General features: G+C 62.7%; 20 protein-coding genes. 15 read left to right on the top strand and 5 right to left on the bottom strand.

Features of this window, described 5'->3' with window-relative positions; genetic code table 11:
• Window positions 1–6 precede the first annotated feature (6 nt).
• Genes CH275_RS09630 through CH275_RS09645 form a run of 4 tightly spaced genes read left to right on the top strand, consistent with a single transcriptional unit; the run spans window position 7 to window position 2,874 of the window.
• Window positions 7–840, top strand: coding sequence for an SAM-dependent methyltransferase (locus CH275_RS09630; protein ID WP_094677524.1), 834 nt, complete (start codon window positions 7–9; stop codon window positions 838–840).
• Window positions 837–1,445: a TetR/AcrR family transcriptional regulator gene (locus tag CH275_RS09635; RefSeq protein WP_094677526.1), complete on the top strand. Its 609-nt coding sequence runs from the start codon at window positions 837–839 to the stop codon at window positions 1,443–1,445. The genes CH275_RS09630 and CH275_RS09635 overlap by 4 nt, the downstream gene beginning before the upstream one ends.
• Window positions 1,442–2,284: an NAD(P)H-binding protein gene (locus CH275_RS09640; protein ID WP_179276074.1), complete on the top strand. Its 843-nt coding sequence runs from the start codon at window positions 1,442–1,444 to the stop codon at window positions 2,282–2,284. The genes CH275_RS09635 and CH275_RS09640 overlap by 4 nt, the downstream gene beginning before the upstream one ends.
• A complete protein-coding gene (locus CH275_RS09645) occupies window positions 2,281–2,874 on the top strand; it encodes a hypothetical protein (protein ID WP_094677530.1) in 594 nt (197 codons plus the stop codon). The genes CH275_RS09640 and CH275_RS09645 overlap by 4 nt, the downstream gene beginning before the upstream one ends.
• Window positions 2,875–3,285: 411 nt before the next feature.
• On the opposite strand, the gene CH275_RS09650 is transcribed toward CH275_RS09645, so the two are convergent.
• On the bottom strand, window positions 3,286–4,896 hold the full coding sequence (locus CH275_RS09650; protein ID WP_179276075.1) for an esterase/lipase family protein: 1,611 nt from the start codon (window positions 4,894–4,896) through the stop codon (window positions 3,286–3,288).
• Window positions 4,897–5,437: 541 nt separating this feature from the next.
• On the opposite strand from CH275_RS09650, the gene CH275_RS09655 reads away from it, so the two are divergent.
• Window positions 5,438–5,944, top strand: coding sequence for a hypothetical protein (locus tag CH275_RS09655; RefSeq protein WP_143546734.1), 507 nt, complete (start codon window positions 5,438–5,440; stop codon window positions 5,942–5,944).
• Window positions 5,945–6,052: 108 nt separating this feature from the next.
• Here CH275_RS09655 and CH275_RS09660 read toward each other — a convergent pair whose 3' ends face one another.
• From CH275_RS09660 to CH275_RS09675, 4 genes are all read right to left on the bottom strand, one after another.
• Window positions 6,053–6,379, bottom strand: a complete 327-nt coding sequence (locus CH275_RS09660) for a hypothetical protein (protein WP_094677536.1) — start codon at window positions 6,377–6,379, stop codon at window positions 6,053–6,055.
• Between the two features lie 132 nt (window positions 6,380–6,511).
• A complete protein-coding gene (locus CH275_RS09665) occupies window positions 6,512–7,060 on the bottom strand; it encodes a hypothetical protein (RefSeq protein ID WP_094677538.1) in 549 nt (182 codons plus the stop codon).
• A 39-nt stretch (window positions 7,061–7,099) separates the two neighbouring features.
• A complete protein-coding gene (locus CH275_RS09670) occupies window positions 7,100–8,530 on the bottom strand; it encodes a cutinase family protein (RefSeq protein ID WP_094677540.1) in 1,431 nt (476 codons plus the stop codon).
• A gap of 36 nt (window positions 8,531–8,566) precedes the next feature.
• The gene (locus tag CH275_RS09675) at window positions 8,567–9,244 is read right to left on the bottom strand and encodes a hypothetical protein (protein WP_094677542.1); all 678 of its coding nucleotides are present in this window, start codon (window positions 9,242–9,244) and stop codon (window positions 8,567–8,569) included.
• Between the two features lie 501 nt (window positions 9,245–9,745).
• Between CH275_RS09675 and CH275_RS09680 the strand changes: the two genes are divergently transcribed.
• The 10 genes from CH275_RS09680 (at window position 9,746) to CH275_RS09725 (ending at window position 22,516) form a co-directional block, all read left to right on the top strand.
• Window positions 9,746–10,027: a hypothetical protein gene (locus CH275_RS09680; RefSeq protein ID WP_094677543.1), complete on the top strand. Its 282-nt coding sequence runs from the start codon at window positions 9,746–9,748 to the stop codon at window positions 10,025–10,027.
• A complete protein-coding gene (locus tag CH275_RS09685) occupies window positions 10,024–11,133 on the top strand; it encodes a conjugal transfer protein (RefSeq protein WP_179276076.1) in 1,110 nt (369 codons plus the stop codon). Before CH275_RS09680 ends, CH275_RS09685 begins: the two co-directional genes overlap by 4 nt.
• A gap of 33 nt (window positions 11,134–11,166) precedes the next feature.
• Window positions 11,167–11,499 (top strand): hypothetical protein, encoded by a 333-nt coding sequence (locus CH275_RS09690; RefSeq protein WP_094677545.1) that lies wholly within the window; start codon window positions 11,167–11,169, stop codon window positions 11,497–11,499.
• Between the two features lie 59 nt (window positions 11,500–11,558).
• The gene (locus tag CH275_RS09695; protein ID WP_094677546.1) at window positions 11,559–12,290 is read left to right on the top strand and encodes a hypothetical protein; all 732 of its coding nucleotides are present in this window, start codon (window positions 11,559–11,561) and stop codon (window positions 12,288–12,290) included.
• Between the two features lie 32 nt (window positions 12,291–12,322).
• Window positions 12,323–14,815 carry an ATP-binding protein gene (locus CH275_RS09700; RefSeq protein ID WP_256990944.1) on the top strand — a complete coding sequence of 831 codons (2,493 nt, stop codon included), beginning with the start codon at window positions 12,323–12,325 and terminating at the stop codon, window positions 14,813–14,815.
• Window positions 14,809–16,986, top strand: a complete 2,178-nt coding sequence (locus CH275_RS09705) for a hypothetical protein (protein ID WP_094677548.1) — start codon at window positions 14,809–14,811, stop codon at window positions 16,984–16,986. Before CH275_RS09700 ends, CH275_RS09705 begins: the two co-directional genes overlap by 7 nt.
• Entirely contained in the window at window positions 16,983–18,572 is a 1,590-nt protein-coding gene (locus CH275_RS09710; protein ID WP_094677549.1) for a peptidoglycan DD-metalloendopeptidase family protein, read from the top strand. The genes CH275_RS09705 and CH275_RS09710 overlap by 4 nt, the downstream gene beginning before the upstream one ends.
• Window positions 18,572–19,171 (top strand): hypothetical protein, encoded by a 600-nt coding sequence (locus CH275_RS09715; protein WP_094677550.1) that lies wholly within the window; start codon window positions 18,572–18,574, stop codon window positions 19,169–19,171. Before CH275_RS09710 ends, CH275_RS09715 begins: the two co-directional genes overlap by 1 nt.
• Before the next feature lie 661 nt (window positions 19,172–19,832).
• On the top strand, window positions 19,833–20,261 hold the full coding sequence (locus CH275_RS09720) for a hypothetical protein (RefSeq protein ID WP_094677551.1): 429 nt from the start codon (window positions 19,833–19,835) through the stop codon (window positions 20,259–20,261).
• Window positions 20,262–20,374: 113 nt separating this feature from the next.
• Window positions 20,375–22,516, top strand: coding sequence for an FtsK/SpoIIIE domain-containing protein (locus CH275_RS09725; protein ID WP_179276077.1), 2,142 nt, complete (start codon window positions 20,375–20,377; stop codon window positions 22,514–22,516).
• The last annotated feature ends 16 nt before the right edge of the window (window positions 22,517–22,532 follow it).

Below are 22,532 nucleotides of genomic sequence, written 5' to 3' on the forward strand. Positions count from 1 at the left end.
TCCCGTATGAATACACCCGAACCCGTCCACGCCAGTGCTGCTCGTATGTATGACTATTACCTCGGGGGCACCCATAACTTCACAGTGGATCGTCAGCGTGCAGAGGAAGTCATCGCACTGTTGCCGATCACGCCGACGATCATGCGAGCCAATCGGCAGTTCTTAAGGCGAGCGGTCCGATTCTGCGCCGAGCAAGGGGTAGATCAATTCCTTGATCTCGGCGCGGGCATTCCGACCGAAGGCCCAGTGCACGAGGTCGTCGGTGAGGTGACGCCGGACTATCGGGTTCTGTACGTCGACAGTGAGGAAGCCGCAGCCGTCTACGGTAGGCAAATACTCGGCAGCGACCCGAGATGTGCATTTTTGCACGCGGACATCTGCGATATCGACGCAGTCCTGGACAGCCCCGAGGCCAACAAGGTTCTGGATCTTTCGCGACCAGTGGCAGTGCTGCTGTTCTCAGTGCTGCAGTTCGTTCCGGACGCCGCCGATCCGTGGGGCGTGGTTGCGGCCTATCGAGATCGACTGGCCGACGGTAGCTATCTTGCGCTTTCCCATGCCACAGCCGAAGGCTTAGCGGCACAGTCCGGAGATGTCACCGCGGTCTATTCCAAGACCGACAACCCCATCCGGTATCGCAGCGACGACGCCGTTCGTGCCATGTTCGAAGGGTTCAACCTGGTCGAACCAGGGATGACCCGCATACCGGAATGGCGCATGCCCGGCAAAGAGTCGGATGAGCGGTACGTCGGAAAGGTTTTCGGCCTTGCCGGCGTCGGAGTCAAGGACGGCACCGCGTCCGGGGCAATGAGGGGAGCTAGAGGTAGAGTTCGCCGATGACTTTTGCTCATACTCGGCGACGACGTGCAGGTGGCGAACGCAGGCAAGCAGTTCTCAGGAACGTAATCGAGGTCCTTGCTGAGCGGGGCTATTACAACACCCGCTTCCGAGACGTCGCGGATGCTAGCGGGGTTGCTATCAGCACGCTGCAAGGCTACTTCGGATCACGGGAAGACATGCTCGTCGAGGCTCTACAGGCGGCGACCGAGGGCGAGGTCACCGAGATGCGTCGAGCCAGTGAAAGCACCGAGGACCTATGGCAGCAAGTGGTGCTGCTGGTTGATCGTGGCATCAACACCCCAACGCCGGTATGGCGAATGCTTATGGAATTCTGGACCGCCGCCGCGCATGACGACGAGCTGCGGGCCGACAGCATTGGCCTACAGGCACGGTACCGGGAACCCTTCGAAACAACACTGCAACTCGGTGTCGACAACGGTGTGTTCCATCCAAAGCACGACATCAGTTCCGTCATCGACTTGGTGGTGGCCTCGCTCGATGGCCTCTGTTTTCCGCGGGTGCTGCAACAGCCGTATCCGCAGATGGACGGTTTTCGGGCCGTACTTCTCGATCAGCTCGCAATTACATTAGGGGTACAGACGTGACAGTTCTGGTAACCGGCGCGACAGGAAAAGTGGGGTCGCAGGTACTCGCCGAACTCGGCCGCCGCGACGTGGAGGCGCGGGCGGCCAGCCGCAGTTCCTGCCCTCCGTTCGATTGGCAGAATCCGCACGGTTGGGAGGAGGCACTTCTCGGCATCGACAAAGTATTCATTGTCCTTCCCGGCGGCGACGACGGCCATCGTTCTGTTCGCGGTTTGGGCGACGGCGCAGTCAGATTCCTGGACGTACTTGAACGATCGAGTGTCAAGCGCGTTGTCCTCATGACCGCTCTGGGGATGGAGCATGCGCCAGAAACTGTTGATCAGCGCCGACTGGAACTGCGAGTGCAGGCATCGTCTCTCGACTGGACGATCGTGCGCCCGAACTGGTTCCACCAGAACGTGACGGAGGGGCCCTTGCAAGATATCGCCGCCGCAGGGGCTGGAACACTTCGGCTTCCAGTTGCTCAGGCCGCGGTCAGCTTCGTCGATACCCGCGACATCGCGGCGGTAGTGACCGAGGCTCTCATCGTAGACGGCCACGCGGGCAACGAGTATGCGTTGACCGGGCCAGATTCGCTCACCTTCCATGAGTTAGCTGCTTTGACTGCCGGTACCGGTATCGGCGTGGAAAGCTACGAAGCGGTGTCGGACTCAGAGTTCAAACGATTTGCCCTGGAACTGAGTTGGGACGCCGAGTACATCGACACGTTGCTCGGTCTGTTCTCGACTATCGCGAACGGATACGCGGCATCGACGACGACCGATGTTGCCGACGTATTAGGAAGGTCCGCACGTACATTCGCGGATTTTGCCGGGGTCGGCGCAGTCCGGTCGCAATGATTTTCACCGATCGTGTCGCCCGTGGAATTGCATCAGGAAAGGTCACTCGTGTGTTCCGACGCTGGGCCGCCCCGAGAGTACGCGTAGGCACCAAACTTCACACCAAAGCCGGGGTTGTCGAGATTGTCAGTGTAGATCGGGTCGATACAAAAGATATTTCGGACGATGACGCTCGCGCGGCAGGAGAACAGAGTCTGGCCGCACTCTCGGCGACTCTTCGCGGTACGGAACTAGACCCCGTGTTTCGAATCGAAGTTCGCTACACGGGCCCCGACGAGCGCATTGAATTGAGCGATCGCGCAGACCTGTCCGAACTGGAGGTTGGTGAAATCTCGTCGGCATTGGAGCGTCTGGATCGGGCAAGTCGGCGTGGAGCTTGGACGACCGCAGTGCTGGTAGCTGTCGCTGATAACCAAGGATGCAGAGCAGCTGAATTGGCGACTCTACTTGGCCGAGAAAAAGAGTCGCTGAAACTCGACGTCCGCAAGCTGAAGAACCTTGGTCTGACACGCAGCCTGGATGTTGGTTACGAGATTTCATCGAGAGGAGCCACGTATCTGCGGACTATTCGTTCCCGATCACCGGCGTAGACGTTTGCCCGATCGATTGTTGTACATTGATTGGTTGATCTCTAAAGCGAACTGCACAAGCGTTAGTGTGGGAAGTGTGAGTAATCGATGCTGACGACTCAGCAAGCATGCAATGCGCGCAAGAAGACGACGCCCAGCCAGCGATGTCCGGAATGCTCTGTAATCAGCAGCATTGGCTCTTATTTGCCATGGGTCGATCTCTAAGACTTCCGATCTCTCGTCCGAACACGAGATGAGCGGCGATACCGGTGCGCTGACTACCCATCGATCGAGTCAAGCCGCCGGGCTGTTGTGTGGAACAGGCTGAGGGGTTTTCTGCCGGTCCAGACGTGGTTCTGTGCGACCGAGGCCTTCATGCAAGAGTTCCGGCCATGTGGCAATACACCTGACAGGAGGGGATCGGGCGTCCCTTCAGAGGTCCTCCTCGATCGCGATTCGAAACTTTCCGCTGAACCCTGAGCCTGTTCTTCCGACGTCGAACGTCCAGTCACCGGCGTCGCTGCGTGCCAGCTGTTGCACTCCGTTGGCCGTGTTGTCGGCGAGAAGTTCCAGCTCGGCCTCGGACTGCGGGTCGTTGCTGCCGAGAAACCGTTCACCGGTGTGCACGAACACGGCCGGTCCATCAGCGCGAGGGAACACCTGTACGTAATACTGCTTTCGGAAGATCACGTTGTCGGAGAACCCTACGCCGTAGCTGTCTCTCTCGCCGACGTACACGTCGAGGCGGAAGACCAGTCCGAGTGCGTCCGGATCAGGTTTGTCGTCTTGGTCGACCCAGCCTTCCCAGACCAACCGCTTCGGGCCAGCCCATCCCGTGGTGTGATCGCCGGCATCGCCCAGTGACTTTTCGAGTTCACTCTTTAGGTCGGGTGGCCCGCCCAGCAGGTCCGGACGGTCGAATGGGCCGTAGCAGTTCTCCGCCTCCGGGCTTTGGTGAAACAGCTCGAAGTCCACGTACCGCGGTTTGATTGTCACCCCGAAGTAGAACTCACTTTTTCCGAAACAGTCCTGTCCCCGCTCGATATTTGCCTCGTCGAGCCAGAGCTGGATGTGATGCGACCCGTGCAGGAACCGCATAGCGATCTCGTAGGATTCCCTGCACGTCACCAGTGAGTCCACCCCGCCGTGGCATTTGTGTACGAAGGTGCGGGGCGCGCCGGGAAGCTGCGCGGCGGACTGTTTGACGAGCCCATCGCTGCGGTTCGTGCTGAGTGAACCTCCGTCGAACAGGGTGGACAGCCGATTCGCCATGGAAGCTCCGCTCGCGCCGTAGGTGCGGTAGTTGGTGCCGACCACGGTCAGGATCCGCCGGGCAGGAAATGCGTCTAAGACCTTCAAGAACCTTGTGCTCGACGGTGAGAACGAGGCCAGTTCGTCGCTTGCGTCGCGCGCGCCCGGCAGCAAATCGAGCAACCAGCGGGGCACGCGTTGAAACGCAATCCCGCGGTGCGGTGTGCCGAGGGTGACGATGCGATGCACCAGGTCCTGTGACGTGTCTTTACCCATCGCTATCAGGGCCTCCCGCAGAACCAGCCCACCCATGCTGTGGGCGATGACGTCGACGCCGTCGAACTTCTGGTTGTGCTGTTCTGACGATCGTTGAATCAGGGAAATGAGGCGGGCCAGCCCGTCAGCGTATCGGGCCAGGGTCCGCGGTGAGAGGTCGTAAAATCGGTACACCCAGATCGTCCCCGAAGTGGCCTCGTTGAGAACGCGCGCGGCCGTGCGCGGATCGATGACAACGGTGCCACGTACGTCCGAGGGGGGGTGTCCGCCCGTGTCGGCGGGTGCGTCGACATCCTGCGCGTAGTAGCCCACAACGTTCGTTGCGTCCGTGTAGCGGTACCTTTTCGATTTCAGTGCGCGGAGCAGGAACCCCTCGTAGATGTAATTGTCACCACGCTTGGTGGGGTAGACCGTGCCGTCGTTGTATCCCTGATACGCACTACGCTGCTCATCGGCGACATCAACCCCGCCGAACCCCCTGATCAGGATCAACGGTCGGCATTCCATTTCGCCCATCTGAACCTCCACGAGTGTTCGTCGCAGCAGGCACATGCCCCGCTGTAACTCGTCGTCCTCGACTCAGACCGACGGGTAAAGATACTGGGTGCAACTGCGAACCCGCTGAGCTGATCGTTGCGACCAGGCCGCTTCTGATGGTCCTCGTGTTGGGGGGCGATGTCACTGGTAGTTAGGGCTGACAACCGTCTGAATGACAGACGAGTTGGCCTGCGGATGAGATTCGAGCTGTTCGTGGTGTCCGGTCCTGCCGCTAATGTGCATCGACAGAGACAGCCAACAGGGGCTTGGCCTCTCGGTGGGGATGAATGGTCATGCGAGACAAGAGCGGTGGAGATGTGAACGTTGACGGAAGCGGGGACGTTGCGGGACACGTCGTGAGCAGGTTCGCCGCGGTGATGACCGAGTTCGATGTTGATTCTGCCGGCGTGGGTGTGCCGTGTATCGATTCGGTGTGGCAGGGGGAGTTGCGGGGATGAGGGGCCGGCAGCTCGTCGTTGTCGACGTCCACACCACGGGGCCGTCGTTCGAGGCTCACGAGGTGTTCGAGCTCGCCGCGATCGACGGTGCATCCGGGAGGGTGTGGGATCTCGCGCTGCCTTTGACATCGGTGCAGCTCGAACGGGCAGATCCTACGTTTTTGCAGCTCAGCGGCTACCACCGCCGACGACTGGGGGAAAAGGCGCAGCATGACGCGTCGACCGTCGAATCGGAGCTCGCGGCGCTCAGTGATGCGTTGGCTGGAAACACGCTCGGCGGTGCGGATCCGGAGATACATGCGGCATTTTTGAGCAAGGTCTTTCACCGGCATGGTGTCCGGTCGTGTTGGCACCATCTGCCCGTAGATATCGCGGCGTTGACCGCAGGTGCCCATGGGATCCCCGCGACCAACATTCCGCGTCTTGAGGTGTGCTGCGAATTGTGGGATGTGCAGCTCGCGGAATTTCCTTCGGCGCTGGATCGGGCGCACGCTGTCGCCGGTTGTTTCGCTGCGTTCGACCGCAGCAGTGGGCGGGAGTCCCTGCTAACAGCTTTGGGGCGTCGTTGAGGATCCCAGTCTGTCGGTGTAGCTGTGTGTCGACCACACCGGTGCCGGAGCGCTTTACTCATCTTCGTGGGACGCCCTACGACGTCCCCTGGGTCATTCAGCTGGGCTTCACTTTGTTTCCCACCACACGACATGGCGACCACGCTGGAAGTCGATCTTGCGTGGGTAGGAGCAGTCGGCTACCGACACCTGCCCGGCCTTCACCCACTGACCGTAGGCGGTGCCCACATAGATTCCGTTCCAGGCGCACGCTGCGCCTGCTCGTTGGTAGCCAGACCCGCCTGAGCATTGTGCGTAGGCGCGATTGTCAGTGGCGGCCCAGACGGTGCATCCCGTGACAGCGTCGGCGGCCGGGGCGAGGACAACTGAACTGCCCGCGGCGGCCGCAGTGAACGCAAGCACTGCAACTGCGCGACGCAATTTCTTCAATGGCATAGCTCGCCTCTCAAAGTGATCAGTGAAACTCAATAACACTGCAGGAGGCGATGATTTGTCGAGCGTTCAAACGTAGTAATCAACACTCGTTTATGAGTAGAAGTGTTTTTCTGCCTGCCAGAAGAAGCCCCGTCATCGGGCCGTGGTTTCGAGGTCTCTCCAGAGGTCTTCGCAGATGCGGGGGGCGGTGAGATCGGTGATTGCGGCGAGGTAGACGTTGGCGCGGTGTCCGCGGTGAGCGAGGACGGACAGTAGTTGGAGACTGCGCAGGCAGGTGAGGCGGAGGGTGTCTACGACGTCTTCGAGGGAGTCGATGACGAGGTATGCGGGGGTGAAGTCGCGGGTTGTGGCTTGACCGTTGTCGATCAGAGTTTTGCGTTGGGTTGTGAATCGCCAAACGAAATCCATGACGTCGACAGGGTCAGGGGCGGTGTCCGCGTCCGCGGTAATCAAGAACGTAGGGGTTCTGGACGGGCCCGTGATTATCCATACGTGCGGGGAGTGGCCGCTGAGGGTGTCGGCGAGGGTGTGTGCGAGGTGCGTCGACGCCGCGGGATCGGCGTCCAGGAGGAGATGGCCGTCGCGCTGGGGGTGCCAGGTTTTGGTACCCCCAGCGTCGTATGGCTCGATGCGGACAGCGATGTCGGGGTCAGTGTCGGGGTCGTCCAGCTCTGTCAGCATCGTGGTGGTTCCTTGTGTTCGCGTAGTGAGGTGGGTCGGCTACGAAGCGATCTGTGCAGTGGGATTGGTGATGCGTGTGCGGAAGAGGTTGGTGAGCTCGTCTGCTCCGGTTCGACCGTTGTCGGCCATCGGCTTGCTCGCGTAGGAGTTGTGCGAGTCGGTGGCGAGAGAGGTGGCGTAGTTGAGCACCTCGTCGAGGACGCGGCCTGGGGTGAGATCGTCGGCCAGCCGGTTCAAGAGGGGGAACTCGTCGAGGGGCAGGGCGCGGAGGGTTTTGCGGACCGCGTTGTTGACTTGGCCGACGAGTTTGCCGAGATCGGCCGGTAGTGCCACATAGTTCTGAGCGGCTGCGTTGGTGGAGATTCGCGCTGCGGTGGTGCCAATCGCGATGTACTCGTTGATGGGCAGTTTGGAAACCACGGTGCCGATCATCGAACTGAATTGACTGGCGAAGGTGATGACTTGGGGTGTGAGGGTCGCCAGCAGGCCCGGTACAGCGAACATGTCACCGCGGTGGATCGCATCCGTGAGCTGCGAGACGGTAGTGGCCATCGGGGCGATGTCTGCTCCGGGGATGGTCATTTCTGCCACTTTTGCGCTCAGCGTGGAGACGTTGCCGGCGAGGTCGAGTGCGAGCTGCGGCACGGTGAGCATGTTGCCTGTGGTCACTGCGGTGTTGAGTTTGCCGAGCGTGTCGGTCAGGGGTTGGCCGTCGAGGCCGAGCAGTGTGGTGACGACTCCTGCTACCGAGGAAGCGGGATCGGAGGCGTCGATTTTCGATCCGAGTTGCCCGACGAACTGTGTGGCGATGGCGTCGCCGGGGGTGTTGCAGTAGGTGTCGTCGGGATCGCACACGCTGGCGGTGACGTTGTTGAGAGCTCCGAATCCTTCGGCGCGCGCACCGACGAATCCGTTTCCGGTTGTCTTGGCTCCGAGTTGAATACCGGCTGTCGGGCTCTGGCCGGGGTCGGCCATCAGGCCCACGGCGAAGATGCGATCCGCGCTCACCGGGCCCTCGCCGTTCCCAATCTTGCTGGCTAGATCTCCCGCTGCGTCGGCACCTTGAGAGAAGCCTGTCAGCCCGAATTTGGTGCCTGGGCATTCGGCTGCCTTCTCAGAGATATGTTGCGATGCGCGGTCGATCGCTTCTTTCTTGCTGGTTCCGTAGGTCTGGGCTTTGTCGTTCACGATCGTCGCGACGTAGGGAACTGTGTATGTCTGCAGTTCCTGAGATGAGAACTCGGAGTCGAGTGGGTCCACGACGTTGCGGAGCATCCCGACCGGCACATTCGGGTCGGCTTGTTCGTTGGTTTCCGTGGTGCCGGGGATGGCCACCAAGATGTTGTCCGGGCATGCCGGGGCACCGGCTTGTGGGTCGGCAATGGCGGAGGGAATGACGACGATGCTGGCAGCGACGGCGATTCCGACTGCGCAGACAACAATCCTTTTGCGTGTACGAGATGCGGTCATGATGAGCGTCCTTCGTAGGTGAGGTGGTGGTGAACTTCAGCTCGCCAAGGCGGACTCATGGTGGGATCGGGTGTAGAAAAACGTCCGCTTCCCGGTTGCTGGAGCGCTGCCGGTGCGTGCTGCCACTCCGTCGCGGACGCGCGCGACAGCGCGGCTCAAACGCTGTCGAAGAGCTGCCGGTGAGCAGTCCTCCTCGGCGGCAAGCGCTGCGAGATCGGCACCTTCGGCGACGAGATATGCGCGGATCAGAAGTGAGTGCTCGTCGGCAGTGATGGTCTTGGACTGCACTGCCCATGCGAGAACCGAATGCAGTTCCCGCGCTGATACCTCACCCGGATTGTTGGTTGTGCGGCTAGTGGATCCGTCGGCCACTTGCTGTAGCTGGTCGGGTTCGGCGGGGGTTTCCACCGCGGATTCGCAGGTTTTGGTGATCAGACCCAGCGTTCGAAGCGAGAGCGCCCCGGCAATTCCAGTGCCGCCGGGACGGTGCAGGGTGATCACCTCGTAGAAGGCGGCGATGGTGCGTGAGGCGCGTTCTTCGCGGCTGTGATCGGTGCCGTCGAGCCGCGCGTAACGGTGGATTCGGATCAACTTGGGGAGCATCAGCCGGACGAGCACTGTGCCGGCGAGGGCGCTACCGGCACTGTGCTCGGAGAGCAGCAGGGACAGGGTGGCGTCACTGTCCTGAGCGGCAAGCTCGGCGATGTCGGCCACGGTGCGAGCGGCGGACCATGTGGGGTGTCGGTCTGCCCACGTGCGGACTTCGCGGCATGCGAGAGCGTCGACACAGAGGGTTCTCCATTCGGCGTTGATCGTCGTAAATAGCGATGTGCTGTATCCGAGTGGTGTGGAGGAAGGCGAGGAAGGCTGCGGCGAGGTCACTGGGGCGCTCCTGGAAGAGGCAACTGAAGTTCGATCGCCTCTGACACAAACAGCGCCTTATATCCGCTGAGCTGCGGATTCTTCCTCGAAACGGCTGTGCTGTTATACCCGTCGGGCCCGGCGGGATCGGAAAAGGGCCGCGCCACTCATTCGCCATGTACCCCTGTGACCTGCAGTTTCGCGTCAGCGGTGATAACAGCCGGACGAGTTGAAGCGGGGCGGCGAAAAAAGTTCGAGAAATTTTCGGCCGGCTGTGTCACAGACCCTCACTCGAAGGGATCTACCTGTTCTCAGAAGCCCGTAGATGGCGGGCTACCGACAGGAGGACCCCGGATGGACGACCACGATCCGTCGGCCGCATTGCTCTCGGACACCGCTTGCGTGCACTCGGTGTCCGAAGAGATCCGCGGCCTCGCGGCGCAGCTCGGTGACAATCCGCTCAGTGCAGAGATCGCCGGCCGGGTCCGCGAGGTCGTGCTCGGTGCACCGGCCGAGCAGGCGCGAGCAGCGCTCGAACGGATGATGGCGACCCGGGGGCGAGTGTCCCTGCGACTGGTGGACGAATGCTTCACCCCCACCTCGGTCGAGCCCTCTCGGCACGAGGAGATCTCATGAAGATCGGTCTCCGCAAGAAGAGCTCGGATGAGCCGAAAGAATCAGCACTGTCCACGGAGCTTCATCAGTGGGCCGGCAAGCAAGCGACCGCGACCAAGGCAACGAAATTGGGGCTGTTCGCGGCGATCGGCTCCGGAGTGGTGGCATTGGTTCTCGTGTTGGCCGGCGTCGGGTCCACGACTCCGATTCAGAGCAAGGCAAGCACTCAGCCCGTCATCGACGCAGCCCGTGAGGCAGCAGCGACCGACCTCGCGCAGGACTTCGTGTTGACGTGGTTGCAATCGAAGCGGGGAGACGAGAAGGCCCTCGCGCGCTTCGTCCGCACGGACGGAATGTCGCTTCCGGCTCAGGCGAGCTATACCGCGTCCGAGCCTCGAATCGCGAGCGTGAAAGCAATCGATCCACCGACGCGAAATCAGAGTTCTACGGGATCGACGTCGCAAGGTGGACCGCTACAAGCTGCCGGCCAAAACTACGCGATCGTGGTGTCGGTCTCGGTGGTTCCGGTCGGTGCAGACCCCGCTGCGACGCCGGAACGCCGATACTTCTCGGTCCCTGTCGTGTTCGTGGGAGACGATGCGCGGGCTGCAGCGGTACCCGCTGCTGTGGCGGCCCCGGCGACCGGTGGTGACCTCACGCTCGGCTACCGATTCCGAGTCGGCCTCGAGCACTCGCTCAACCAGTCGATCGGCCAGTTTCTCTCGGCGATGGTTGCCGGTGCCGGTGAAATCTCGCGCTACACCTCACCCGGCGCACCGATCCGTGCCGTCACCCCTGCGCCGTACACCAGTGTCCAGATCACCGACCTTGTCTCGGACACCGACTTCTCGGCGGGCGCGTCCGGAGCGCCGGCAGACGGCGCGACGGTACGGGTGCTCGCCACCGCGACCGTCACAGCGACGGATCGAGCGCAGACCTCGACCGTGCAATATCCGCTGACCGCGATCGCTCGGGGCGGCCGGTGGGAGGTGTCCGCGCTCGACCCGATGCCGTTGCTCGCGAACTCGACCGGTGCCAGCGCAGCAACCTCAACCATTGCGGGGCCAACCTCGACTGGTGCCAGCACTACCGCCGCCGTTCCCGCAGCGCCGGCTCAACCGAACTGACGCTCTGTTCTCTCTATCCGAAAGGTACGAACAATGACCATTACCTCGATCCTGGCCGATCCGTCGTCGACCGTCGTCGCCGTAGGAATCATCGAATGGGCAAACCAGAAAACCACGGAGGTGCAGGACCTCGTTCGCGCCGTCGTAGCTGTCGGAGTCGTCGGGTTTGTCGCCGCCATTGCTTTCAAAAGTCAATTCGCCATTGCCAAAACGCTGGTGACGATCGTGGTCGGCGGGGCATTGATCTGGGTGACGTGGAACATGACCGCCGTCAAAGACAGTGTCGGCGACGAGCTTCCCGGCTCCGCCTCGTCACAGAGCAGCGAGGTCGTTGTGGTGCCCGATCCGATCTCGGCGTTCATCTGACACTGCTCGGCCACCCACGAACACCTCGACTTAACGGACCCGCAGGAGTGTGACCGACCATGACCGAACAGCAGGCCTCCTCGCAAAGCGTGGTCAAGATGTTCACCAAGGCGCGGAATTTTCCGCAGCTGATCGGCAAAGCGCCAGACGGCCGAAAGATCCCCGGCGGCCCCTACACCCTGACCCAGTTCGTGGGCGCGGGTATCGCAGGCGGCCTGCTGTGGCTGACCCAGTCGCTGTGGGCGCAGGGCAGTGTCATCACCAACGGTGCCATCTTCCTCGGCATCACCGGCGGCACCCTGTGGGTGTTGGGGAGGCTGCCGCAGGGGGCACGGAATCCGATCTCAGTAGTCCGGGGTGTCGGACGGGCGGCTACCGGGGCCATGTCGCCATCGAAGATCAATGGTGAGCCGATCCGGATCAAACGCCCTCACGCGGTACTGGGGTCGGTGATCATCCTCGACACCCCGTCAATCGACGGCGGTGCTATCGGCGAACCAATAGCCGCCAGGGCACCCCGCGATCGAGCCGAGAATGCCGCGGCACCGGTGGAGCTCGACGACAACGCAGTACCGGCCGCGCCAGCATTCAGACCCCTGACCCAGCCGCGACCGGAGCGAAAGACCGTACCTGCGCCGGCCCGGCCGCGAGCGGACGACGAACGCCAGCGCACGCAGAGTCCAGCCCTGGCGGAAGCGCTCGACGTCGCCAACCTGGCACCGGCGAGCAGCGTTCAGCAGCTGCTTGCCATGGCTGCAGCGGCCCCCACCCCGACCCGAGAGAAGGCGTAATGCAGCAACCGAACAGGCTAGTCACCTCGAACTTGCGTTGGACCCGCTCCGGGGTCGTCTGGGCGGACTACGTCCTGACCGGAATCCCATACGGGTACCGACCGATCGAGGACCGGCAGACCGCGCGGGCGATGCACAAGATGCTTCTGCGCGCCCTTCCCGGTGAATCCCTCCTGCTCAGTGTCGCGGTCAGTCTGGACCCGATGACCATCGTCGAGCGCATGGAACGAGGTGTCGATCTCGATCTTCACCCCGCGTGGGCGGATGAATGCGACGCCACGATCGACCGCCTGGAAGAGATCCGACCCGGCCAGCGCGTCTACTGGCTCTCCATCCCCCTGGCCAACCACGGCTTCGGCGACACCATCAAGTCGGCAACGTCCGCCGCATGGTCCTCGGTGGCCGATCTTATGGGGATGCCGCCCTCGTCGATTCCCGTCGAGGAGAGAGAACGCCGCGCAGCTCAGGCCGCGCAGATCGCGGCGGCCATCCCAGCTTTCTACGACGCGACCCCAGCAACCCCCTCCCAGATGGTGTGGCTGCACCAACATGCTCTGCAGCGTGGCCTCGGCCTCGATACCGACATGCCCACCGCCATGGAGCATCCGGCAGGTACTGCCCGAGGATCCTTCACTGCCGCGCGGCTCGACGAAGGGGCTCAAAGCGATCGCCCCGAATCGGGCTGGCGGGCTAAGGCACCGACCTTGTCGCGTGTGCTCAAAGTCGACCAGCCCTGGGAGGTAACGCCACCGCCGGCCAGCTATCAGTGCTTCCTGGTGCTCGCCGCCACTCCTTCGGGCGGCACGTTGTTTCCAGGCTCGGAGTATCTGACACTCGCGGACAACCTCGGCGGCGTCGATGTCGACTGGGCGATCCGGTTCAAGAACTCCGCTGCTTCAGAGGTACTGAAGAAGAACCGTCGTGCCCTGGTGCAGATGAACGACCAATACACCCAGCGAGAAGACGAATTGAGCACCGGCAGTGTCCTCGACGATGCTGCCGTCGCCCTCGCGGAGTACAACGCGCTCCTGGAGGCGGACGCGATGGAGATGGAAGTGCAATCGACCACCATCTTCTGTGTCGCGGCCGCGGACGAAGAGACGGCCATCGCATATCAGCGGGAGCTGGCGAAGGAGTTCGAGGGTTCGACATACAGGTTGCAGGCACCGATCGGATTTCAGGAGGAGCTGTTCTGGGCGATGACACCCGGCGTGCCGACGCCGGCGATCTGCAACGAGTTCGCGCAGATCACCGCGTCCGAACACTTTGCCGCGTACGTACCGGTCACCCGCAACGATCTCGGCGACGGGGACGGCCCGCTGATCGCACTCAACATTTCCTCGGCCCGCACTGGCGTCGTGCACCACGACATCGCCAAGAAAGCGTCACGTGACGTTTCGGGTTCGGTGGGAGTGTGTGGCAACTTGGGATCGGGCAAGTCCGGCTACTTGAAAACAACCGGTAACCAGGTCGTCGACCGCGGCGGCCAAGTCATCGTGGTCGACCGGACCCCTCTGGGCGAATACGCACTGTGGGCCGAAGCGATCACCGACGCGGTGGTCGTCGATACCGCAGCACCGGACGTCACGATGGACCCTCTTCGGCTGTTCTCGCCCGCACGAGGAGGGGAAGTTGCGGTGTCTATTCTGTTGCCGCTGTTGCAACTTCAGCCCGACGACCGCTTGGGGGTACTGCTGTCTCAAGTGCTCGAGCCGGAATACCGCGCTCGCTTCGGCAATTTCACTACCCCAGGCCTGGTTTCGCACCTCGAGAAGGACTGCACCCTCGACGGAGCTGCCGAGCTTGCCGGAAAGTTGAAGGTCTACGCGACCAAATCCTATGCAGCAGCGCTGTTTCGGCCGGACCTGGAGCCGTTCAATCCACGTGCAGGAGCCATCGTCTTCCGCACTCACACACTGGAATTGCCCTCGGAGCGAGAAGTGGAGAACGAGCATCTGTTCAAGCAGATGTCGCTCCAGAAGCGGGTAGGGCGAATGATGTACACCCTCATCGCGCAGATCGCCCGCGGCATTTGCTTCGCGGACCCCAACACCCTCGCGGTTTTCCTGCTCGACGAATGCCATCACCTGACGCGCTCGAGCGAAGGTGTCGAGATCATCATCGACTTCATTCGAGACGGCCGTAAACACGATGCCGCGGTGATGCTCGGATCGCACGACCCCGAAGCGGACTTCGGCTCCGAGACGCTGCGAGGGCTCATCCCCACCCGGCTCGTGTTCCGGCAAACGGATCGACGGCTAGCGCAGAAGTCGTTGAAATGGCTGGGCGTCGGGGAGAACGATGTCGACCTGCTCAAGGAGCTGATGGAGAACACGTCGCCCGTCGAAGGCAAAGACGGATACGTCGCACCGCATCGCCGCGGAGAGGGCTACATGCGCGATCCTGCCGGCAACGTCGGCCGCATCAAGGTTTTGCTTCCGGCATCGGAAGCGAGATATCAAGCGGCGAGTACGACTCCGAAAGAATCGACTACGGAGCGCGCTGCGGAGTTGGCGACATGGTGATGTCGAAACGGGTTGTGCGCCGGCCCGGTTCGATTGGCGGCGGCGTCAAGACGGTTCTCAAGCTCGTGCTGTGGTCGTGGATCCCGCGGTCGTGGTGCAGTGTTCTCGCTCGTTTGCTCGGCCCGGTCGTCAAGTGGGTAGTGGCATCTCGAATCCGCCGCGCGATCGTCACAGGTGTCGCTGTCTGGCACATGATCGGTCTGCTGGCGATCGCCCTGGCGTCACCGGCTCATGCCGACCCGGGTGAAACCCTGCCCACCAACAGCACATTCAGCTGGATGGAAGTCCGTGACTCTCACGGAATTCTGGTCTGGGACTACTTCATGTCCATCGACGAAGGCTCGGTCGGGCACCCGATGTACACCGTGTTCTCCACCTTCATCATGCTCGAGTACGAGGTGTACCGCGGGGTGACCGGCTTCGCGATTTGGTTCGTCACCTACGCTCTGCGGTTCGAGTGGCTCGAGCTGTTGACTGCGCCGTTCCGTTCGATCGGCGATGCGATGCAAACGGTCACCGACCAATTTCAACTCACGGGGCTACTTCTCACTGCTGCCGCCGGCATCGGAGCATGGTGGGTCATTCGCGGCCGGTGGTCGACGGGAGTCTACGAGCTCCTGATGGCAGCAGCGATCGCTGCTGCGGCAGTCGGGATCCTCTCCAATCCAGTCGAACGAGTCGCAGGACAAGACGGCCTGATCATGCAGGCCCGCGACGCCGGAGTGCAGCTCGCGGCGGGACTGGCCAACGAAGGAGACACGACGTCGAGTTCTGACGAACTCATCGACCAGATCTCGGAGCAGATGGCCGACACGTTCATCAGGCAGCCCACCCAACTGCTCAACTTCGGCCGCGTCATCGATGGCTCGCCCGACGGAGAACGTTGCACCCAAGCCTGGGACGCCGGCCACGAAAAAGCAGACGGCAACACCCGAGACACCCTCAAAGACAACATCAAAGGCTGCGGTGGTGAGGGCGCAAAACAGATGAAGGACTTCGCCGATCACCCCGGACCGGGACAGGTCGGGTCTGGAATCGCGATGCTGCTGGCCGGTGTCATCCTGCTCGGCTTCGCCACGGTTCTGGCGTTCACCCTCATCCTTGCGGTCCTCACCGCCCTCGCATCGGCGGTCAAGGGAATCGTGGTGACCGTCATCGGAATCCTGCCCGGAGCCGGCCGCGGAGCATTGTGGAAGACCCTCGCCGCGGTGCTGATGTCGATGGTCATCGTCATCTTCGCGGTGGTGTTTCTCGTCGGGTACATGATCGTGATCGGACAGCTGTTCAGAGGAGACGGTGACTCTCCGCTGATGATGAAGTTCATCCTGACCGACATCGTTCTGATCGCGGGCATCATTCTCTACCGCCGCGCAGTGAAAGGCCTACGGAAAGCCTCAGACGCCCTCGCGCGCAAGCTCGGAAGTAGACCAGGAGCGGCACCGACCGCGATATCGACCAAGACCCCCACAAGTCCACTCGCACAAGCTGCCTATGCCGGGCAGGTTGCCCGCCAGGCTTATCAGGGCGGAAAGGGACTGGCCAAGACAGCCAGCCACGCGACGGCCCGAACCGCCAAAGCCAGTAAAGCTCTCGTCGACGGGACAGCAGCCGCTAGCAGTGCAGCGACGCTGGGGACTGCTGCCGTGGTCTACTCGGCCGGAAAAATCGCAACGGCCGGTGTCAAGAAAGTCGTCGGTCGACGGAGCGACGCCAAAGCCGCCGAGGCCGCCGGCGTCAGCACGCCCAAGGCAGCCAAAACCCATCCCCGGCTTCAAAAGCCGGTCAACATCGACCTTCCCCCGACGCAGTCCGTCGTCGGGTCCGGTCAATCCCACACTCCGGCTCCCAGCTCCGCCGGGGACCGATCGGCCCGCAGCTCTCAAGCCGACAGGGCAACGAACGCGCCCGGTATCAAGCGTCCGGTGGCCACCGCTCCCGCGCTGTCGACTCCTGGAAGCCGAGACGTTCGGGTCAGCCGTGCCACAGTGACCGGCCCCGGAGGCGGACGGTTCCGCGAGTACTCCACCGATGAGGGGTCACCGCTACTGCTTCCCGCCCGGCCCTCGCGGCCGGCGAGTGCTCCGCGCCGTGCACGACCGACCGTCGAACCAGGTTCCACTACGAATCCGACGGAGATCCTCCATCGAGCTGCGTCAGGTGCGCGGCGATGACTTTGGTGGCCCCACCTGAGACGGTGGTGTCGCCGGACTCGAAAACGCCACGTCGATGGTGGAAGCTCGCTCTGGCGGCCGGGATCGCCGCTCTCGGTGTAGTTGTTCTCGTTCCGTTGGTGGTCATCGTGATCGTCACGTCGTCGGGTTCGAGCGGCTGCGCTCCCACGGTCTCGTCCGGTGCCGGTGGAGATGACTCGTCGCCGTTGACACCGTCCGGTCCGATCGGTAAGCCGACCCGCGATGGCACGACCACGATGACGTCCCCCTTCGGGCAGCGGTGGGGGACGATGCACCGAGGTGTCGACTTCGCAGGCCCGATCGGTACCCCGATCTACGCGGCCCTCGACGGCACTGTCGTCAAAGCTGAGCCCGCTCAAGGCTTCGGAATGTGGATCGTTCTCGACTCGATCGTCGACGGAAAACCGGTCTCCACCGTGTACGGGCATATGTACCCCAACGGTGTCCTCGTCAAAGAGGGACAACAGGTCAAGGTCGGCGACCATATTGCCGACATCGGCAATGCCGGCGGTTCCACCGGCCCACATCTGCACTTCGAGTACTGGGAAGGTGGCCGTCTGCAGGGCGGTACGGCTATCGACCCGATGATCAAACTCGGTCAGGCAGGGAGCCCGCAATCGGCCGGTGCTGGTTCACCGACCGGCGTCGGCACTGCTGTCGATTGTGGCTTCGGCACGGCCGGCGGAGATCTCCGAACCGGGTCCGCGCCGCCGGAGTTCGAGCCGTGGATTCGCAAAGCAGGGGCTGTGTGCCCGGGCGTGAGTGCTCCTCTGATCGCTTCTCAGCTCTCTGCAGAGAACGGGTTCCGCTACGGTCCCAACGCTCCGGTATCGAGCACCGGCGCGATGGGACCGGCACAATTCATGCCCGGTACATGGGCGACGTGGGGCAAGGATTACGACGGAGACGGCCGGGCCGATCCGAACTCAATCGGCGACGCTGTTATCTCGCAAGCCCACTTCATGTGCGCCATCAACGGCGATATCACCGCCGCCATCGCAGCAGGAAAAGTCAAGGGTGACCCGACGGCACTGACCATTGCCGCCTACAACGCGGGCCCCGGCGCAGTGCTCGCCGCCGGCGGAATGCCGTCCGGCGGTGACTACACCACGCAAACACAGCCCTATGTGGCGAAGATTCTGGCCGGACAAGCGCAGTACACATCCGAAGGTTCCATAGGCCGCTTCGTGCCGACCGGCGCTGACGGAGACAATGTCGTCGAGGCCGCACGCCAGTACCTCGGAACCCCCTACGTTTGGGGCGGCGGAGATATCAACGGTCCCTCCCGAGGGGGATTCGACTGCTCGGGCCTGACGAGTTTCGCCTACTTTTCGGGCAAGAACATCACCCTGCCCCGCACATCCGAGGCCCAGTGGGGAGTGGGCTCGGAGATCCCGATCGATCAAGCGATGCCCGGTGATCTCGTGTTCGGATCGTTCGAGGCGAACGGCCCAGGGCACGTCGGCATCTATATCGGTGGCGGCCAGATGATCCATGCCCCCACCACAGGAGACGTCGTCAAGCAGGCTCCGCTCATGGCTGGAATGAAAGCTCGGAGGATCTGATGTCCATTGTCGGCCGACGCCTTATAGCCGTACTCGTCGCCGTTGTAGCCGTGGTGGCCATCGCCTGGTCCTGCAGCTCACCCGACCCCGATGAGCCTGCTTCGATACCGGAGACAACGAGCGGGCCGATCGCGCCTGCACTACCCGAGATCACCCCACAGCCGTTCGAGACAACCGAGATCCCCGCTCCGATCAACAGCGATGCCGCCGCCGCGGAGACCGTAATCCGACAAGCATTGACGACCTCGTTCACCTGGTACCCCAGCACCGACACGAGCTCGACCGATGCTTTTCTGCGCGCCCGCCGATGGTTCACCGACAACCTCGCGGCTCAACTTTCCACCCCTGCAACGACCGAGCGCGGCCCAGGTGCCCAGTGGGAACAGTGGAAGGAAGAAGACGCCGAAATCACCGCGACCGTCTCGATCGGCTGCTCCGGATGCCCGGCAGATACCGCCGAGCGAATCTATCGAGTCGCGGAGATAACGCAATCGGCCGTCACCTCGGACGCCACGGTCCCCGTCGACTCCACCACGACCGTGTGGGTATCGGCAGTGCTGACCGCAGCCGGGTGGAGTGTGGACACGCTCGACTTCTGACGTCTCGCCGGTCCCGACTACGAATGGCCGCCGGCCGCTGAACCGACTGCCCTGGGCAGGGACCACGCCTCACGATCGATGTGTCCGTGCCCGGTCACCGTCGCTCATGACCCTCCCGCGCTCCCTGGCAACGGAATGCGTCGACGCCTGACTCGCAGATCCTCGATGCAAAGACCAGACCCTCAGGCAGCCTGTGCATATCGAATCTCGTGGCGGTCATGCCGGCGCGGCAGTTGATGGAAGAACTCTGCTCAAGGGTGCGTGAGAGGGGAATCGAACGACATCCAATGAGCCGTTGATGAGGCACCGATGCTGAAGCAAATCGGGGGTTATATGCCCCGGATGTGGGAAGGTCGCTGCAAGCCTTGCTCGCTTCGCTTCGCCGTTTGCAGCGTACCCCCCATGTCAAGGGGTGTCGAGCGCACATAGCTACTCCTGGGACGGTCGGTCGCAACACGGGACTCGACGTGCCGGTCCCCGGCCGCACCATCACCGATAGACCACCGGTGACCGATCGGTGCGCCACTGATGAGGCAATGAACGCATGCGCTGCTGCGCGAGATGAAGGGTTGTTCGGAAAAAGATTCCCCGCAGCTGTCACAGAAGTCGGCCCATCTGGATCTACCTGTTCTCGAGAAGGCACGACGAGACAGGGAGTCCCATGAGCGCACCGACACGACTACACGTAGCGAGGGCACGGTCGAGAAGCAGCCGATCCACGTCCGGCCCCCTCAGCTCTGTCATCGATCGGGGAGCGCTACCCAACTTCGCTCGCATCGAGACGTTCAAGCTCAACGATCCCGCGGACCGGATCGTGACCATCGCAACCACCGACGAGGTCTGGTCACTCGTCGTCGAGTGGGATTCGAGCAACCTGCTCGTCGATTCCGAGGACGAGCGATTGATCAGGCTCGTCGATGCGGCGGTCCGCGCAGTCCGTTGCCGGGCCAATGCCGCGTGCGGTTTCACCCTCGACTACAACCCGTCCCATCTCAACAACGAAGTCGGTCGCCGCAGCGTTGCACTGACCGCGACGATGCGTCGGACTTCCGGTGAGGAATTCCTGATCACGATTACCCGGGATGCGTGATGTGCGCGCTACCTAGTCCGACTCAGGCTCCCCTCGACGGATACCGGTCGCTGCGTGATGCACCCTCGCTTGAGCCCCGAAACAATCCGTGGATCCGCAACTGCGTGCTCTGCGTGACCGGTGGAGTCGTGTCGGCAGCACTGGGCCCGATACTCGACCTCGACACCGCGATCGCATGGGGTGGGGGAGCCCTCGGCGTCGGGGCGGGCGCGGCAGTCAGCTACAACGGCTATCGAGCCACGATCCGAGCCGAGGAGACCGATCGGGCTATTGAGCAGCTCTGCAGGCTGACCGCTGCACCGCCGACCCGCGATGTAATGACGGCGACTCGGTGGAGCGGACAATGGCCCGGCCGCCCGGGCCGGATCACCGTCCGATACCAGTCGGCCGCGCTCCTTCTCGACGAACAGTGGGAGCCCCGCGTCGTCGAACTGCTCTCCCAGCAGAACTGGGGCCGATACCGGATCCAGAAGCACAACACACGCAAACGCCGACTCGTTCTCGTCCCAGACACTCGGTCCGTCTCCGAGACGCACCTATCGCCCGAACTCGTCAAAGCCACGCGCACAATTCTCGCGCTGCTGGGGCCGACCGGAAAGATCACCAAGCACGAGACGGACTCGAGCACCGGGGATCTACTCGCTGTCGAAGCCACTCACGAAGTAGGACATCGACTCGAGTCCGAGGGCTATCGGGCCCGAGTGCAGCGCGTGGTGAGCGTCAATCTGCCCGGGCGGTGGCGTGCTCGCTGGAACCTCGAAACGGACTGGGTGCGTTTCGAGGTGCGTCCGACCTTTCCGAAGAAGCTCTACAACCCGGCCGGTCTCGTCGACGAAAAGTCCGCTGTCGACCTCAGCGACCTGGCGCACTCCGACTACGACTCGGTCGCGATTTCGTACGGCGAAGACGAGGACGGCAACCCCATGGTGTGGCGGCCGGCGATCGACCCGCACTTCATGCTCGTCGGCGCATCCGGAACCGGAAAGACCGTCACCGCTCACACCCTGCTGACACAGCTCACCGCGCACGGCTGGCCTGTGTGGGTCGTCGACGGAAAAGGGGTCGAGTTCTTGGGGTTCCAGGACTGGCCGAACGTGCAGATCGTCGCCAGTCACATGGAGCACCAGATCGCAGTAATTCATCGGTTCTGGAAGCTGATGGAAACCCGGTACTCGCTGATCGTCAACGGAGAAGCTACCGAGGCCGACTTCGAGCCTGTCGTTCTGTTCATCGACGAGTACGCCGATTTCCGAGGCAACCTGCTCAACTGGTACTCGAGCATCAAAGGTAAGGGCGACCCCACCAAGCCGAAGACCCTCCAGGAAGTGGCGTCGATCGGGCGAAAAGGTCGCACAGCGAAGTGCCACATGGTGTTGGGAACGCAGCGTCCCGATGCCGAGTACTTCGGCGGAGACATGCGAGACAACTTTCGCCAGCGCGTATCGATGGGTCGGTTGAGTCCGCAGGGCGCGATGATGATGTGGGAATCGGCAACCACCGGAGTCGGTATCCCGCGCGGATGTCGTGGGCGTGCGACCAGTGTCAACGACCACAACCAAGCCGTCGAAATTCAGACCTACTTCACTCCCGACCCCCGCAAAACCGCGCCAGACACTGAGGACGCCGCAGTGCTGGACCGCCTGCGTCCTATCGAAGTGCGGCACGAGCGGTTGGTGATTCTCGACCCGGATCCCGGCGGCACCGAGGACGGAGAAGAAGAGATCCGCTTCCATCACGTCACCGGTGCGCCGTGGGCGCGCGCGGCGAACCATCCCAACCTCGATCCCGTCGCCAGGCGAAAGACTCGCGCGGACAGTGAGACCGCTCGTCGCGCTTCGTCGCCGATGGCAATGCTCAACCTCGACACCCCCGCCGTTCGCGGGCCCGCGCACGACTCTCAGACGCCGAAAGAGGAGCATGCCGTCCTCGTGCCGGCCTCGCCGGTGCGCTTCGACCGCCCGCACCTGCAGGTGGTGCCCGACTCCGACTCGGACGTCGATGTCGACGACTGGGAAGGCTACGGCGAATCCGAAGACACCGCCCCGGTCGACCTCGTGGCCGGCGACCTGATTCTCCTCGACGAGGACGCCGGGATCTGGGTGGTCGTCGACAACGAGCCCGACATCTACGGCGACGACTCCGGCGACGACATGGTCGGGCTGACCTGGCGCGGCGACGGCGATGCCGAGGGGATGCTCGACATTCCTCTCGATGTGACCGTTCAAGTTCGTCGCCCTCTTGCCCTCGCCACCTGAATCACCCTGCGAGACA

Origin of the sequence: Rhodococcus sp. 06-235-1A, from assembly GCF_002258785.1 — a bacterium.
Lineage (GTDB): Bacteria > Actinomycetota > Actinomycetes > Mycobacteriales > Mycobacteriaceae > Rhodococcoides.

What these genes read in the sequence shown, in the direction of transcription:
- CH275_RS09630 (WP_094677524.1), top strand. Translation starts at nt 7, where the DNA reads ATGAATACACCCGAACCCGTCCACGCCAGTGCTGCTCGTATGTATGAC.
- CH275_RS09635 (WP_094677526.1), top strand. Translation starts at nt 837, where the DNA reads ATGACTTTTGCTCATACTCGGCGACGACGTGCAGGTGGCGAACGCAGG.
- CH275_RS09645 (WP_094677530.1), top strand. Translation starts at nt 2,281, where the DNA reads ATGATTTTCACCGATCGTGTCGCCCGTGGAATTGCATCAGGAAAGGTC.
- CH275_RS09650 (WP_179276075.1), bottom strand. Translation starts at nt 4,896, where the DNA reads ATGGGCGAAATGGAATGCCGACCGTTGATCCTGATCAGGGGGTTCGGC.
- CH275_RS09660 (WP_094677536.1), bottom strand. Translation starts at nt 6,379, where the DNA reads ATGCCATTGAAGAAATTGCGTCGCGCAGTTGCAGTGCTTGCGTTCACT.
- CH275_RS09665 (WP_094677538.1), bottom strand. Translation starts at nt 7,060, where the DNA reads ATGCTGACAGAGCTGGACGACCCCGACACTGACCCCGACATCGCTGTC.
- CH275_RS09670 (WP_094677540.1), bottom strand. Translation starts at nt 8,530, where the DNA reads ATGACCGCATCTCGTACACGCAAAAGGATTGTTGTCTGCGCAGTCGGA.
- CH275_RS09680 (WP_094677543.1), top strand. Translation starts at nt 9,746, where the DNA reads ATGGACGACCACGATCCGTCGGCCGCATTGCTCTCGGACACCGCTTGC.
- CH275_RS09685 (WP_179276076.1), top strand. Translation starts at nt 10,024, where the DNA reads ATGAAGATCGGTCTCCGCAAGAAGAGCTCGGATGAGCCGAAAGAATCA.
- CH275_RS09690 (WP_094677545.1), top strand. Translation starts at nt 11,167, where the DNA reads ATGACCATTACCTCGATCCTGGCCGATCCGTCGTCGACCGTCGTCGCC.
- CH275_RS09695 (WP_094677546.1), top strand. Translation starts at nt 11,559, where the DNA reads ATGACCGAACAGCAGGCCTCCTCGCAAAGCGTGGTCAAGATGTTCACC.
- CH275_RS09705 (WP_094677548.1), top strand. Translation starts at nt 14,809, where the DNA reads ATGGTGATGTCGAAACGGGTTGTGCGCCGGCCCGGTTCGATTGGCGGC.
- CH275_RS09710 (WP_094677549.1), top strand. Translation starts at nt 16,983, where the DNA reads ATGACTTTGGTGGCCCCACCTGAGACGGTGGTGTCGCCGGACTCGAAA.
- CH275_RS09715 (WP_094677550.1), top strand. Translation starts at nt 18,572, where the DNA reads ATGTCCATTGTCGGCCGACGCCTTATAGCCGTACTCGTCGCCGTTGTA.
- CH275_RS09720 (WP_094677551.1), top strand. Translation starts at nt 19,833, where the DNA reads ATGAGCGCACCGACACGACTACACGTAGCGAGGGCACGGTCGAGAAGC.